This window comes from Cellulomonas sp. KRMCY2, assembly GCF_000526515.1.
Lineage (GTDB): Bacteria > Actinomycetota > Actinomycetes > Actinomycetales > Cellulomonadaceae > Actinotalea.
In genome coordinates, this window is the sequence record NZ_JAGF01000001.1 from 1,128,877 (window position 1) to 1,142,796 (window position 13,920).

Consider the following 13,920-nt stretch of genomic DNA (forward strand, 5'->3'; position numbering starts at 1 on the left):
GCACCGCTCGTGTGGCATGAGCCTAGTCAGCCGCGGGTGGACGGACACAGGACGGCGGCGGCCCCGTCGTCCTGACCGGGCCGCCGCCGTCGTCCGTGCCTCAGCCGCGAAGTCGCTCCATCGCGAGCTGGACCAGAGAGATCAGCGTCTGCTTGGTCGCTGCACGCGACCGGGCGTCCGTGTACATCAGCGGGACGTGCGCCGGCACCGACAGCGCCTCACGGACGTCGTCGAGCTGGTGGCGCGCGACGCCGTCGAAGCAGTTGACCGCCACGACGAAGGGGATGCCGCGGCTCTCGAAGTAGTCGACGGCCGGGAAGCACTGGTCGAGGCGCTCGGTGTCGACGAGCACGACAGCACCGATCGCGCCGCGGACCAGGTCGTCCCACATGAACAGGAACCGGTCCTGGCCAGGTGTGCCGAACAGGTACAGCCACAGCGACCCGGGCAGTGCGATACGACCGAAGTCCATCGCCACCGTCGTGGTGGTCTTGCGGTCCGTGACGCCACCGGCGTCGTCGACGCCGACCGAGTGCTCGGTCATGGCGGCTTCGGTGTTGAGCGGCTCGATGTCGGAGATCGAGCCGATGAACGTCGTCTTGCCGACAGCGAAGCCACCGGCGACGACGATCTTGACAACCGTAGGTGCGACACCCCCGCCGACCGCACGGCGGTCGGTCACAGCGGTGTCAGAGGGCGGATATGCCATTGAGAACACTCTCCAGCACGCTCAGGGACAGGGCGGGGGACTGGCCAGTGTGGACACTGACCGGGGTAGATGTGTGGACTCGGATGAATCCGGCTTCGGAGAGATCCGTGACCAGGACGCGGACGACGCCGAGTGGCAACCGCAGCAGTGCGGAGAGCTCGGCGACGGACACGAACGTGTGCGCCGCATGTTGCAGGATGGCGCGCTTCTCAGGTGGTAGGCCTTGGCCGCTGACCGCCCCCGGGAGGACCTCGACCAGCGCCTCGAGAGGCAGGTCGGAGTTCGCGGCGCGCACCCGGCCACCGGTCACCGCATAGGGCCGGACGGTGCGGGCCTCGTACTCCGAGTCGTCGGCACCCAGGCCATGACGACCCGCGATACCGAAGGTCTCCTCGATGTTGGTCATCTGGCGTTCACCCGACCGGCGTCCGGACCGCACCGTCGACCGGCAGGTTGCCACGCATCTCCGTGACGAGCTGTGGTGTCAGGGTCGTCTCCGTACGGGACACGAGCATGGCCATCTCGTAGCCGATCAGGCCCACGTCACACGTGGCCTCTGCGACCACCGCGAGCACCGAGCCGTTGGAGACGCTCATCAGGAAGACGAAGAGCTCGTCCATCTCGACGATCGCCTGCCGGACATCACCCGCATGCAGCTGACGCGCCGCACCTCGGGTGAGGCTCGACATCCCGGCCACGATGGCGGCGAGCTGGTCGCCGCTGGTGCGGTCCAGGTTCTCCGACATCGCCATGAGCAGACCGTCCGCCGAGACGACCAGCGTGTGCTGGGTGCCCGGTACGGTCTTGACGAAGTTGTCCAGTAGCCAGCCAAAGTTGGCTGCTTCTGAGCTGAGCGCTGTCACGTGTCCTCCTCGAGGTTGCCGGCCTGGCGGCGGCTGGGGGTGCATGCGGTCACCATGAGGTGCTCCGCTGGGTCAGGTCGGTGTCCGGCGTCGTCACGGGCTGTCCGTGATCGACGTCCGAACCGTCCTCGTTGCCGGCACGGCTCTCGCCGTTGCTGCCGGTGGCCTGGTGGGGCTGCCCCGCCGGGACCGTGCCGGGCTCGTCTGCGGCCTGCCGGCCACGACTCGTCCCGGACTGGAAGCTCGACAGGAGCGACCGGACCTGGTTGGCATCCCGCTCGGTGCGCTGCCCGACGGGCCGCCTCTCGATGGCGGGTGCCGCTGGGATGGCGTTCGGCGTACGGCGCACGAGTGTCGTCTGGCCGTCGCTCGAGGCCGCCTTCGGCCGGTAGGACGACAGCTGACTCAGCTCGGCGAGCGCCTGCTGGGCGATGTCGGCCCGCTGCGCCATCATGCTCGTCACCTCGTCGTCGAACGACCCCGAGCTGGACTGCGGGGTGAACGACGTCGGGATCGAGAAGGGCGAGTGGTGCGGTGTCGGCACGACCGCCGTCGGCTCGGGTCGGCGGACCGGTGCCGGGGCCGACGGCGCTGCCGGGGCCTTGGCCGACCAGGCCGGTGTCGGGGCCCAGCCCGGCGACGGGGCAGGTGCCACGGGCGCGGCGGGGACGACCGGCGCCTGCGCCGGCGGCGCTGTCCACGCGGTCTGCGGCGTCCACACCGGCTCGGCCTGGACAGGTGCCTGAGCTGCCGGTTCGACCGGGGCCTGCCACGTGGGGACCTCGGCGACGCGAGGCTCGTCGGCCGGGGCGACCGGGACGGGCAGCGCGTGGACTCCGATGTCGGTGTTGTTCCACGCCGACTGACGCACCGGCGCGACGGACGGGAACCCGAGCGGCGGCGCGACGAACGGCTGCTGGATCGGCGCGGCGACCGGAGCCGCCTCGGCGGCGCGCTCGACGTCCCGCTTGGCGCGCTTGCGACCGAACAGACCCCGCCGCGGCTTGGCCGGCGCAGACGCTGACTGGTTGCTGCCCTGGACGAGCTCGGAGAAGGCGGGCGCCGCAGCGGGTGCGGGATCGGCGAGCCAGGCGGCTCCCGGCAGGACGGAGTCGGCCGGAGCGGCCGGGGCGACCTCGGCAGGCACGGCGACCGGAGCCGGCGGCCATACGGCCTCGGGCTCGGGTGCGACCGGCGCGCGGGAGTCGGGAGCCCAGGGGGCCACCTCCTGGGGCGCCTGAACGGTCCACGGCTGTGCGTCGTCGACGTCCCAGGCGAGCGGCTGGACCGCCTGGCTGGGCTCGGCGGCCCAGTCGGGCTCGAGCACGGGGGTCGGCTGCGGGGTGCTCCACGCCTCGACCTGCGGGGCCTGGACCGGCTCCGACGGCGCGTTCGGGTCGGCACCGGCCGGGGCGGCCGGCGGCCAGGCCGCGGCGTGTGCCGGCGCTGCGGGCATCCACGGGCCGTGGACCTCCGACTCGTCGAGCGGAAGAGCGTGCCGCGGGCTGCGCCGGGGCGCCGGGGCCACGACGGGCTCGGCGAACGCCGGGGCGGCCGCCTCGGCGACGCGCTCCACCGGCTGAGCTGCGACCGGTGGCGTTGCGAGCGGCTGCGTGGCGAAGGGCTGCGTTGCGAAGAGCCGCGGCGCGACCGGCTCGAAGGGCGCCGGCTCGGACGGAGCCGGCACGAAGGGCTGCCGCGCGGTGATCTGCGGAACGAACGGCTCGGCGGCGTCGTCGACCTGGGCGACCGGAGCCTGCGGGGCGAAGGCCGGGTCGCCGTACTCGGCGTCGTCGTCCACGAGGCTCGGGATCGCCATCGGCCCCGGGGCCGCCGGCTCGGCAGGCGTGTCGTGGTGGGCGTCCGGGTCGTGGCCGGTGCCCGTGTCGTGGCCTGCGCCCCGGCCGAAGAAGGCCGCTGCACCGGCGGCGGCGGCGGCGAGGCGCTCTGCCCCGTCGGACCCGTCGGCTCCGGTCGGGACGTCCGACCACGAGTCGCCGGTCTCGACGTGGACGGCTGCCGCGGCAAGCTCGGCACGGCGGGACCGGAAGCCGGAGAACATCGCGGCGCGACCCTCGGGCTCGGCGACCGGCGTCGACGTCGGTGCGGCGGCGGCCGCGACGGGCCCGGCGGGCTGGCGGGTCGGCAGCGAGCTGGCAGCGGGCGACCGCGACGGCAGCTCCGCTCCACCACGGCTCGGCAGAGGCGGCGCCTCGGCGTCGCCACCGCGCCGGGCCGACAGCGGTGCGGACTGGACCACCTGCGGAGCCCATGCCTCGTCGGACGGGCTGGCGACCCCGGCGGCGCTGGCGAGGGCGTCGGCACTCGGCGCCAAGGGGATGGACGGTGCCGCAGCGGCATCGTCCTCCTCGCGCTGGAGCATGCTGGGCGCCGGTGCGTCGGCGTCGGCGCCACGCGAACGGCGGCGGGGCAGACCGCGGCCGGTCGCACCGTCGGTCAGCGCATCGAGGTCGACGGCCTCGGCCGGGTTCTCCGCCGAGCCCAGAGCGCCGGCAGCGACGTCCTGGACACCGGCCGGGGCCGGGGCGAAGGCGGTGTCGTGCACGACCTCGGCTGCCTCCTCGGGCAGCACGAAGGTCTCGACCCGCGCCGCCGGAGCGGTCGGCGGGGTCAGCGGGATGGAGCGCGGGTCGACGAACAGGACCCGCGGCATCCGGATGGTCACGAGCGTGCCTCGGCCGTCGGGCCCGGCGGTGAGGTCCGCTGAGGCACCGAGGCGGGCGGCGATCCGGCCGACCACGAACATGCCCAGGCGCTGGGAGCCGAGCACGTCGCCGGCGGACGTCTTGCGGATCTTGAGGTTGACCTCGACGAGCTCGTCCGGCGTCATGCCCAGACCCTGGTCGAGGATCGTGATGATCACGCTGTCCTCGTCGATGCCGGTCGAGACGTGCACGGGGGTGCCGGGCTCGGAGAACACCGTCGCGTTCTCCAGCAGCTCGGCCATCATGTGCGCGGCCGGCAGGGCCGTGTGCCCGAGCATCATCGGGTCGACCGGCAGGTCCAGCTGGACGCGCTCGTAGTGCTCGATCTCGGACGAGGCGGTACGGATCACGTCGGAGAGCGGGAGCGTCTCGCGCAGCCGCCGGCCGGTGTCGATGCCGGCGAGCACGAGGAGGGACTCCGCGTTGCGGCGCATCCGGGTGGCGAGGTGGTCGAGGCGGAACAGGTCGGCGAGGGTCCTGGGGTCCTCTTCCGAGCGCTCCAGCGCATCGATGAAGGACAGCTGCCGGTTGAGCAGGACCTGGTCGCGACGGGCCACGTTGACGAACATCTCGGCGATGGACCCACGCAGGGCTGCCTGCTCCTGGGCCACCTGGATGGTCGTCGAGTTCACCTCGTTGAAGGCCGCGGCGAGCTGGCCGATCTCGTCCCTGCTGACCACCGGGATGTGCGTCAGGGTCAGGTCGGGGCCCTGGCCGGGGATGGCCACCTGGTCGACCAGTCGTGGCAGCTCGTCGCGGACCATGGCGGCGGCCTCGGTCAGGCGCCGCAGCGGGTTGATGATCTGACGCGCGATGGCGAGGGCCGCCATGACGGACAGGATGAGCGCGGCGGTGGCACCACCGATGGTCACGACACTGGTCCGCAGGGCGGCAGCCGCGACGGCGCTCGCTCGGGTGGCCGCAGCCTGGCGGAGCTCGGCCGCCACGGGCTCGAAGGCCTCGATCTCAGCGGTGGCGGCGACGGTCCATGCGGCGGAGTCGATGAAGTCGAAGTTCTGGGTGTCACCGGTGGACATCAGGGTCCGGTAGCTGTCGTACGACTGGAAGCCGTTGAACGAGGCACCCAGCGGCGGCAGCAGCACGCTGTCGCCCAGGTCGAGGGCTCGGATCGTGGTGTCGGTCTGCGAGTGCGAGATCTTGGAGGCCGGGAACAGCTGCGCGAGGGAGAGGAACTGCGCGGGCTCACGGGCTCCGTCGAGGATCTCGACACCCAGCGCCTGCTCCTGGTTGTAGTCCTCGACCAGCGACGTCAGCTCGGCGTTGGCGGAGATCACTGTCGCGAGACGCCGGTCGTCGAGCTGGTCGGCGACCTGCTTGGGGAAGGAGACGACGTCGTCGATCACGCCGGTGTAGTTGGCGTTGATCGCGCTCATCGGGACGTTCTGGGCGTCGATCCGCCCGCGCACACCCTCAAGGCCCTGCAGCGCGCTGCGCATGTCGCGAACGGCGTTGGCGATCAGGATGTCGAGGGAGTCGAAGTCGACGTTCGAGACGGCCTGGCTGAACTGGACGATCGAGTCGGTGGTGACCTGCCGGGACGAGTCGACCTCGGGCCGCAGGTCGGATGCGCTGGGCAGACCGGCGGGGCGGTTCTCGTCCGTGCTCGCGCTCGTGTACGGCAGCGCGGCCCGACGCTCGGCCTGGAGCGCGGTGACGACCTCACGCGACTCCTGCAGAACATTGAGCAGGGTGGTGACCGTCCGCGCCGTCTGCGCCTCCTGGATGGACTGCCACGAGACGAGGCCGGCCAAGAGGGTCAGGACGAGCACAGGCACGGAGAGGGCTGCGAGAACCTTCCCGCGAATGCCCAACCTGCGAAGCATGGTCTCTCCTTCACTGTGCAGCAGTGCGCACCACCGCACGAGGTGCTGGACGACGACCTGGGACCGGGGTGGTCTCCTGCCGTCGAACTCACATCGGCTCGGAGCCCGTCCGGCATTAGGCCGTTCGGGCAGCCATGTGAGTCCCGGCACACGATATCGGGCGTTTTTCACCCGCCTGCAACAATCTGGTGCATGCAGGTTGTGAAGATTGCGGTCCCCGGCGGGCCGGACGTGCTCTCGATGGCCGACGCCGCCGAGCCGATCCCGGGTCCCGGCGAGGTGCTGATCGAGGTCGTCGGCGCCGGCGTCAACAACGCGGACCTGCTGCAGCGGGCCGGCCGCTACCCCCCGCCGGCCGGCGCCCCGGCGTGGCCCGGACTCGAGGTGTCGGGGCGCGTCGCCGCCGTCGGGCCGTCCGCGCACGCGGCGCTGCCGGCGAGCGGCTCCCCCGTCGTCGCGCTGCTGGACGGCGGTGGGTACGCCGAGCGCGTCGTGGTCCCGGCCGGGCAGGTGCTGCCCGCGCCGCACGGCGTCGACCTCGTCGACGCGGCCGCGCTCCCGGAGGCCGCCTGCACCGTCTGGTCGACGCTGGTCACGGCGGCCGGGCTGCGCAGCGGCGAGTGGCTGCTCGTGCACGGCGGATCGGGCGGCATCGGCACCCTCGCCGTGCAGATCGGCGTGGCACTCGGCGCCCGGGTCGCCACGACCGCGGGCGGCCCGGAGCGTGCGGAGCGGTGCCGGGCCCTGGGGGCGCAGGTCGTCGTCGACCACCGGAGCGAGGACTTCGTCGCACGCCTGCGGGAAGCCACCGACGGCCACGGGGCCGACGTCGTGCTCGACGTGATCGGTGGCGCCTACCTCCAGCGCAACGTCGACGTGCTGGCCACGGGCGGACGGCTGGCCGTCATCGGCCTGCAGCAGGGCCGCCGGGGCGAGCTGGACCTCGGAGCGCTGCTCACCAAGCGCGCCACGGTCCTGGCCACGACGCTCCGGTCGCGGCCCGCGCACGAGAAGGCAGCGATCGTCGCGGCCGTCGGCGACCACGTCTGGCCGATGGTGGCCGACGGCCGGGTCCGCCCTGTCGTGCAGGACCGGCTGCCACTGGCCGAGGCGGCCCGCGCGCACGAGCTCATGGCCGCGGGCGCGGTCTTCGGCAAGCTGGTCCTGGTGCCCTGACGGCGAGCGGCCGGTCGGTGCGACCCGACCGGCCGGTCGGTGCGAGCCGGCAGGCCGGCCGCCTCGAGCGGGTCAGGCCAGGAGGCCGCGAGCCAGCCCCGGGGCGAGCACCGGGGCGAGCGGGAGCCTGGGGATGAGCGTCGCCTGGACCGTGTGGTAGAGGTCGGCCTTGCCGGCCCAGACCGTCCGTGAGACCTCGTTGTCCGTGCCGAGCTCGTGCCACCACGAGCCGCCGTCGAGGTCGATCAGGTGCTCGGCCGCGTAGTCCCACCAGGTCCGGTACCAGACGTCGAACCGCCCGTCCCCGGTGACCGCGAACAGCGCTGCAGCGGCGCCCAGCGCCTCGCACAGCACCCAGTGCATGCGCTCACGCACGACCGGCCGGCCCGACCAGTCGACGGTGTAGACGAAGCCGGGCGCGCCGTCGACGTCCCAGCCCTGGGCGACGGCCGCGTCGAACAGGCCGACGGCGTCCTCGACCATCCACGCGGGGACGTCCGCACCGGTCGCCTGGAGCGCGGCCCGCACGTGCAGCGCGAGCCGAGCCCACTCGAGCCAGTGCCCGATCGTCGCGCCGTACGGGCGGAACGGATGAGCCGGGGCATCGGCGTTGTACTCGAGCAACGGCCGCCACTCGGCGTCGAAGTGCTCGGGGATCCGCCACGCGTTACCCCGGGCGAGCTCGTGCACGACGCGCTCGGTGATCCGGGCCGCGCGGTGGAGCCATGCGGCGTCCCCGGTGACGTCCGCTGCCGCGAGGTACGCCTCGACCGTGTGCATGTTGGCGTTGACGCCGCGGTAGTCCTCGGTCGTGGTGAACGTGCGGTCCCAGGACTCGACGACCATGCCTGCGTCCTCGTCCCAGAAGTGACCCAGCGACACGTCGAGCGCCTCGTCGAGGAGGGCACGCGCCCCGGGGCGACCGGCTGCGGCCGCACTGGCGGTCGCCAGGATCACGAAGGCGTGCGGGTAGGCGCCCTTGTCCACCTCGGTCGGTCCGTCCGGGCCGACGGCGGCGAACCACCCGCCGTGCTCGGTGTCGCGGAACCGGCCGGCCAGGGCCGCGAGCCCGTGGTCGGCGAGCGCGCCACAGCCGGGGCGGCCGAGCAGCGCGCCGAGGGCGAACACGTAGGTCATCCGGCAGGTGATCCACAGCTCGGTCGGCCGGTCCGCCTCGAGGGCACCGTGCTCGTCGAGCCAGCCGAAGCCACCGGCCGGGACACGCGCCGCACGGCCGAAGCCCAGCAGCCGGTCGGTCTCCGCCTCGAGCCAGCGGTGGTGGGCGGCGGACGCGAGCCAGGTCATCGGTTCTCCAGGGAACGAGCGCGACGCCGTGCGCCGCAGAGGTGGTCCAGCGAGGCTGTGCCACACCGTACCCGGCGGCGAGTGCACCGTGCGGGGACAATGGTTCCCATGAGCACCGACAGCGACCGCGACCGCGCCCCGCAGGACCCGACGCCGCACGACCAGGACCAGGCGGAGACGGCGCCCGACGCCACCTTCGTCGGGCAGCCGGCCAAGGTGATGCGGATCGGCACGATGGTCAAGCAGCTGCTCGAGGAGGTACGCAGCGCGCCGCTGGACGAGGCCGCCCGAGGCCGGCTCGCCGAAGTCCACGACCGGTCGCTGCGCGAGCTCGAGGACGGCCTGTCACCCGACCTGGTCGCCGAGCTGCGTCGGATCACGCTGCCGTTCCCCGACGACACGAGCCCGAGCGAGGCCGAGCTCCGCGTCGCACAGGCCCAGCTCGTCGGCTGGCTCGAAGGCCTGTTCCACGGGCTGCAGACCGCCCTGGTCGCCCAGCAGATGGCGACCCAGGCCCAGCTGGCCCAGATGCGCCGCGCGCTGCCGCCAGGGGTCACGGTCCAGCTCGGGCAGCCCGGCGCGGAGCCCGACCAGGACCAGCGCCGCGCCCCCGGCCAGTACCTCTGACGTCTGCCGGGTCGGTCACGCGGGCGGGCGGGCCCGGGCAGGCGGGCGGGCCACGGTCCGGCGGACCCGCCGGTCATGCGGGAGCGATGGCCTCGACGCGCGGACGGCGACGGACGGAGGTCAGGGCGATCGCCCCTGAGACGAGCAGCAGGCCGACGACGTCCAGACCGTGCGGCCACTGACGCAGCACGACCGCGCCGACCACCGCCGCCGTCGCGGGAAGCATCGCGAGGAGCACTGCGAACGTCGCGGCGCTGACCCGTCGGAGCACGATCTGCTCGAGGCCGTACGGGATCACCGAGGACAGCACCGCCACGCCGACGACTGCCCCGACCAGACCCCAGGAGCCGAGCACCGGCGCGCTGCGCGCGGCGAGCAGGGGCGCGAAGAAGAGCGCTCCGGCGGCCATCGCGACCGACAGCGACGTCACGCCGTCCGGCCCGATCGCAACTTTGCGGCCGAGCAGGATGTAGCCGGCCCAGCACACCGCTGCGACCAGGATCCAGGCCAGCCCGACGACGGCGCCGGGCGATCCGAGACTCAGGGTCACGCCGGCGAGCAGCACGACCCCGACCGCTGCGAGCCCGATGCCGGCACGCTCCCGCCAGCCCGACCCGGTGATCGCCGCGACGGTGACCGGGCCGACGAACTCGATCGCGACCGCCGTCCCGAGCGGCAGGTGCTCGATGGCGAGGTAGAAGCTGATGTTCATCGCGGCGAGGGTCGCGCCGAACAGCGCGACGACCGAGAGGTCCCGTCGGGTCCAGCGCAGCCGCCACGGCCGGCGCCAGACCAGGAGCACGGCCGCTGCGACGACCAGCCGCAGCCAGGCGACGCCCGGCGCGGGGATCTGCACGAACAGACCGATCGCGAGCGCGGCGCCCAGGTACTGGGTCAGACCGGAGGCGACGAACAGGGCGGGTGCGGGCACGCCGGCGACCCCCGACCCACGCCCTGTGCCCACCGGGCAACCCTAGGACCCCACGCCTCAGACCTGTGGCCCCCGCACAGGGGGCCACAGGTCTGACGTATGCGGCGCGACGTGGTGCGGTGCGGGTCAGCCCTTGACGGAGCCGGCCAGGAGGCCGCGGACGAAGTAGCGCTGCAGGGACAGGAACACGATGACCGGGACGACCATCGAGATGAACGCGCCCGCGGAGAGCAGGTACCAGTCGGACCCACGGCTGCCGACCATCTCGGCGATGCGCACCGTCAGCGGGGCGACGTTCGGAGCCCCGCCGGCGAAGGTGAGGGCGACGAGCAGGTCGTTCCACACCCACAGGAACTGGAAGATCGCGAAGGACGCGATCGCCGGGACCAGGAGCGGCATGAGCACGCGGAAGAAGATCTGCACGTGCCCGGCGCCGTCCACCCGGGCCGCCTCGATGAGCGACGGCGGGATGTCCTTCATGAAGTTGTGCAGCAGGAAGATCGCCAACGGCAGGGCGAACATCGTGTGCGAGAGCCACACCGTCCAGTACGACCCGTTGATGCCCCAGTCCACGTACTGCGAGAGGAGCGGGATGAGGGTGACCTGGATCGGCACGATCTGCAGGGCGAAGACCGCGACGAACAGCAGGCTGCGACCCTTGAAGTCGATCCACGCGAACGCGTAGGCCGCGAGCAGGGCGATCGAGATCGGGATCACGACAGCCGGCAGCGTGATGACCAGCGAGTTGACGAAGTACCCGATGAAGTTCGTCTGGTTCCCGAACATCGCCTGCTGGTAGTTGTCCATCGTGAACGTCGGGTGGGCCAGGGCGTTCCACCAGCCGTCGCTGCGGATGTCGGCCTCCGGCCGGAACGACGTGACCAGCAGGCCGACCGTCGGCGTCGTCCACACCAACGCGATGATGATCGCGGCGAGGGACGCCCACGGCGAGCTGAGCTTGGTGCCGGCGAGGCTCGCCCGCTTGGCGACCTTGCCCCCCGGTGTGGTGGCGGCCACGACGGCCGCTGCGACGGTGCCGGACTTGGCGGTCTCGGCGCTCATCGGATCTCCTCCACCATGCGCATCTGACGGATGTTGTAGACCACCAGCGGGATCACCAGGACGAACAGCACGACCGCGAGCGCGGCGCCGAGGCCCTTGTCGTTCTGCCCGAAGCTCTGCTTGTAGAACTCGTTGGCGACCACCGACGTGGAGAAGTTGCCCCCGGTCATCGTTCGGACGATGTCGAAAACCTTCATCGTGCCCATCGCGATCGTGGTGAGCACCACGACCAGGGCGGGTCGGATGCTCGGCACCGTGATGTGCCGGAACATGCCGATGCCGGACAGGCCGTCGAGGCGGGCAGCCTCGATGATGTCGTCCGGGATCGCCTTGATCGACGCCGAGAGCACCGTCATGGCGAAGCCGGTCTGGATCCACACCATGACGACGATGAGGAACAGCGTGTTCACCGGCTGGTTGAGCAGGAACTGCCGGGAGTCCATACCGAGCCACACCAGGATCTGGTTGAGCAGGCCGGTCTGCGGGCGGTCGGTCGGCCGGTACTCGTAGACGAACTTCCAGATCACCGAGGCGCCGACCATGGAGATCGCCATCGGCAGGAAGACCAGCGTCTTGGCGATCTTCTCGAACCTGGTCCGGTCCACCAGGACGGCGTAGACCAGACCGATCACGGTGGCCAGGATCGGGACCAGGAGCACCCAGACGGCCGTGTTGCGCAGCACGATCTGGAACTGCGACTCGGTGAAGGCTCGCGCGTAGTTGTCGAAGCCGACGTACTCGGAGCCGTTGCGGTTGAACAGCGACGAGTAGATGGTGCGCAGCCCGGGGTAGACCAGGCCGAACGCCAGGGCCAGCACAGCCGGGCCGAGGAAGCCGGTGATCACGACCCACCGGGGAACCCGCTTGGGCCTGTCGACCAGGAACAGGATCGCACCCATGACCACGATGAAGAGCACGATGACGACGAGCATGAGCACGAGCTTGTGCCCCGTAGTCTCGGCATTCAGCAAGAACTCCCGAATCGCGCCGAACAGCCAGCTGAAGTAGTCGCTCACATTGACCTCCCGTGCCACGCTGCAGGGAACCGCCCACCCGGGCGGTTTGCCATTGATCGTCACCGTAGACCAGCGCGGCCCGACACAGCAGGGGCCCGCCGAAGGAGCGGGCCCCTGCTGGTGCTAGAGCGTGCAGGCCTGACGGCTCACCGTCACGGCCAGGACGCCTCGATCGCGTCCGCGACCTCGATGTCGCTCTTGTCGAGGGCGAACCAGTTCGTCATCTCGGTCCAGAACGTCCCGGCACCCACGGCGCCCGGCATGAGGTCCGAGGCGTCGAAGCGGATCACGGAGGTCGGGTCACCGAGGACCGTCGACGCCAGCTTGTCGAAGTCGGTCGCCAGGTTCTCGACGTCGAGGCCGTTGTTGGCGGAGACCCAGCCACCACCCTCGGTCACGCGGGCCTTCTCGTTGGCCCAGGTGTCGGAGGAGAGGAAGGTCTGGAACGCCGCGACCTCGGGACGGTCGTCGAATGCTGCGACGAACTCGCCGCCACCGAGAACCGGCTTGGACTCGCCATCCATCGACGGCAGGTAGAACGCGAACACGTCGCCGTCCTCGGCAACGGTCGTGCCCTCCGGCCAGCTGTTCTGGTAGAAGTTCGCCGCACGGTGCATCCAGCACTGGCCGTCGAGGATCGGCAGGCCGCCGTCGCCCCACGGGGTGGTGGCGATGGTCTTGAAGTCGCCGTAGCCACCGTTGACGTACGCCGGGTTCTTCAGGATGCCGCCGACGACACCGATCGCCTCGACGATCTGCGGGTCGTTGAACGGGATCTCGTGCGCGACCCACTGGTCGTAGACGTCCGGACCGGCGGAGCGCAGGACGACGTCCTCGATCCAGTCGGTTGCCGGCCAGCCGGTGGCGTCACCGGACTCGATGCCCGCGCACCACGGCTTGGTGTCCGGGCTGTCGGCGACGATCTGGTCGGACAGGGCGATCATGTCGTCCCAGGTCTCGGGGACCTCGTAGCCGGCGTCCGCGAACATGGCGGGCGAGTACCAGACGAACGACTTCATGTTGGCGCCGAGCGGGGCCGCGTAGAAGGTGCCGTCGACGGTGCCGTAGCCCTTCCAGGACTCGGAGAAGAACGAGTCGACGTTCGCTGCGGTGCCCTCGGGGGCCGGGACGATGGCGTCGGGGTAGTCCGCGACGATCGTCTTCAGCAGGCCGGGCTGGGGCAGGTAGGCGATGTCCGGCGCGTTGCCGGCCTCGATCCGGACGAGCAGCTGGGCCTCGAACTCACGCGAGCCCTCGTACTTGATGTCCGCGCCGGTGCACCGCTCGAACTCGACGTACGAGTCCTCCTGGTCCGTCTGCTCCTGCTCGACGATCGAGGTGTAGACCGTGACCTCCGTGCCGGCCAGGTCGCCGTAGGCCGCGTAGTCCTCGCAGCCCTCCGCGGCGGTTGTCTCGCCGTCACCTGCGGTGTCGTCTGCGGGCTGACAGGCTGCCAGCGCAAGCGCCAGACCGAGCCCTCCCGCGATCGCCGCGTAGCGGCGCCTCGTGTTGATCTGCATGGACCGTCCTCCACATCCTCGTGGTGTTCTTCCCCCACTGACCGGCCACGACGGATGCCGCGCCGGCGCGATCGCCTCCTATGCAAGCGCTTACAGCCGCGCACCGCAAGCGTTACAAGGCACATCCGGGTGACGGTCTGA

Annotated in this window: 11 protein-coding genes; 2 read left to right on the plus strand and 9 right to left on the minus strand. The window is 71.6% G+C overall.

What is annotated here, in order from left to right:
- Nucleotides 1-100: 100 nt before the first annotated feature.
- From K415_RS0105545 to K415_RS22530, 4 genes are read right to left on the minus strand one after another with little or no spacing between them, the layout of a single operon-like run.
- Nucleotides 101-709, minus strand: coding sequence for an ATP/GTP-binding protein (locus K415_RS0105545; RefSeq protein ID WP_024286094.1), 609 nt, complete (start codon nt 707-709; stop codon nt 101-103).
- Nucleotides 690-1,115, minus strand: a complete 426-nt coding sequence (locus K415_RS0105550; protein ID WP_051480409.1) for a DUF742 domain-containing protein — start codon at nt 1,113-1,115, stop codon at nt 690-692. The genes K415_RS0105545 and K415_RS0105550 overlap by 20 nt, the downstream gene beginning before the upstream one ends.
- 7 nt (nt 1,116-1,122) lie before the next feature.
- Nucleotides 1,123-1,572: a roadblock/LC7 domain-containing protein gene (locus tag K415_RS0105555; protein ID WP_024286096.1), complete on the minus strand. Its 450-nt coding sequence runs from the start codon at nt 1,570-1,572 to the stop codon at nt 1,123-1,125.
- Nucleotides 1,573-1,621: 49 nt separating this feature from the next.
- On the minus strand, nt 1,622-6,142 hold the full coding sequence (locus K415_RS22530; RefSeq protein WP_081784897.1) for a nitrate- and nitrite sensing domain-containing protein: 4,521 nt from the start codon (nt 6,140-6,142) through the stop codon (nt 1,622-1,624).
- Between the two features lie 192 nt (nt 6,143-6,334).
- On the opposite strand from K415_RS22530, the gene K415_RS0105565 reads away from it, so the two are divergent.
- Nucleotides 6,335-7,318, plus strand: coding sequence for an NAD(P)H-quinone oxidoreductase (locus tag K415_RS0105565; RefSeq protein ID WP_024286098.1), 984 nt, complete (start codon nt 6,335-6,337; stop codon nt 7,316-7,318).
- Nucleotides 7,319-7,390: 72 nt separating this feature from the next.
- On the opposite strand, the gene K415_RS0105570 is transcribed toward K415_RS0105565, so the two are convergent.
- Nucleotides 7,391-8,623, minus strand: coding sequence for an AGE family epimerase/isomerase (locus tag K415_RS0105570; RefSeq protein WP_024286099.1), 1,233 nt, complete (start codon nt 8,621-8,623; stop codon nt 7,391-7,393).
- A gap of 108 nt (nt 8,624-8,731) precedes the next feature.
- Between K415_RS0105570 and K415_RS0105575 the strand changes: the two genes are divergently transcribed.
- Nucleotides 8,732-9,250, plus strand: a complete 519-nt coding sequence (locus K415_RS0105575) for a bacterial proteasome activator family protein (RefSeq protein WP_024286100.1) — start codon at nt 8,732-8,734, stop codon at nt 9,248-9,250.
- A gap of 73 nt (nt 9,251-9,323) precedes the next feature.
- Here the strand turns inward: K415_RS0105575 and K415_RS0105580 are convergent, their stop codons facing one another.
- The 4 genes from K415_RS0105580 to K415_RS0105595 form a co-directional block, all read right to left on the minus strand.
- The gene (locus tag K415_RS0105580) at nt 9,324-10,181 is read right to left on the minus strand and encodes a DMT family transporter (protein WP_024286101.1); all 858 of its coding nucleotides are present in this window, start codon (nt 10,179-10,181) and stop codon (nt 9,324-9,326) included.
- A 126-nt stretch (nt 10,182-10,307) separates the two neighbouring features.
- Nucleotides 10,308-11,243 carry a carbohydrate ABC transporter permease gene (locus tag K415_RS0105585; protein ID WP_024286102.1) on the minus strand — a complete coding sequence of 312 codons (936 nt, stop codon included), beginning with the start codon at nt 11,241-11,243 and terminating at the stop codon, nt 10,308-10,310.
- Nucleotides 11,240-12,175 carry a carbohydrate ABC transporter permease gene (locus tag K415_RS0105590; protein ID WP_051480799.1) on the minus strand — a complete coding sequence of 312 codons (936 nt, stop codon included), beginning with the start codon at nt 12,173-12,175 and terminating at the stop codon, nt 11,240-11,242. Before K415_RS0105590 ends, K415_RS0105585 begins: the two co-directional genes overlap by 4 nt.
- Before the next feature lie 236 nt (nt 12,176-12,411).
- Complete coding sequence (locus K415_RS0105595; RefSeq protein WP_024286104.1) at nt 12,412-13,779, minus strand: ABC transporter substrate-binding protein; 1,368 nt, start codon at nt 13,777-13,779, stop codon at nt 12,412-12,414.
- Between the last annotated feature and the right edge of the window lie 141 nt (nt 13,780-13,920).

Coding starts and splice junctions, on each gene's coding strand:
- K415_RS0105595 (WP_024286104.1), bottom strand. CDS start 13,779: ATGCAGATCAACACGAGGCGCCGCTACGCGGCGATCGCGGGAGGGCTC.
- K415_RS0105585 (WP_024286102.1), bottom strand. CDS start 11,243: ATGAGCGCCGAGACCGCCAAGTCCGGCACCGTCGCAGCGGCCGTCGTG.
- K415_RS0105575 (WP_024286100.1), top strand. CDS start 8,732: ATGAGCACCGACAGCGACCGCGACCGCGCCCCGCAGGACCCGACGCCG.
- K415_RS0105590 (WP_051480799.1), bottom strand. CDS start 12,175: ATGCTCGTCGTCATCGTGCTCTTCATCGTGGTCATGGGTGCGATCCTG.
- K415_RS0105550 (WP_051480409.1), bottom strand. CDS start 1,115: ATGACCAACATCGAGGAGACCTTCGGTATCGCGGGTCGTCATGGCCTG.
- K415_RS22530 (WP_081784897.1), bottom strand. CDS start 6,142: ATGCTTCGCAGGTTGGGCATTCGCGGGAAGGTTCTCGCAGCCCTCTCC.
- K415_RS0105570 (WP_024286099.1), bottom strand. CDS start 8,623: ATGACCTGGCTCGCGTCCGCCGCCCACCACCGCTGGCTCGAGGCGGAG.
- K415_RS0105545 (WP_024286094.1), bottom strand. CDS start 709: ATGGCATATCCGCCCTCTGACACCGCTGTGACCGACCGCCGTGCGGTC.
- K415_RS0105565 (WP_024286098.1), top strand. CDS start 6,335: ATGCAGGTTGTGAAGATTGCGGTCCCCGGCGGGCCGGACGTGCTCTCG.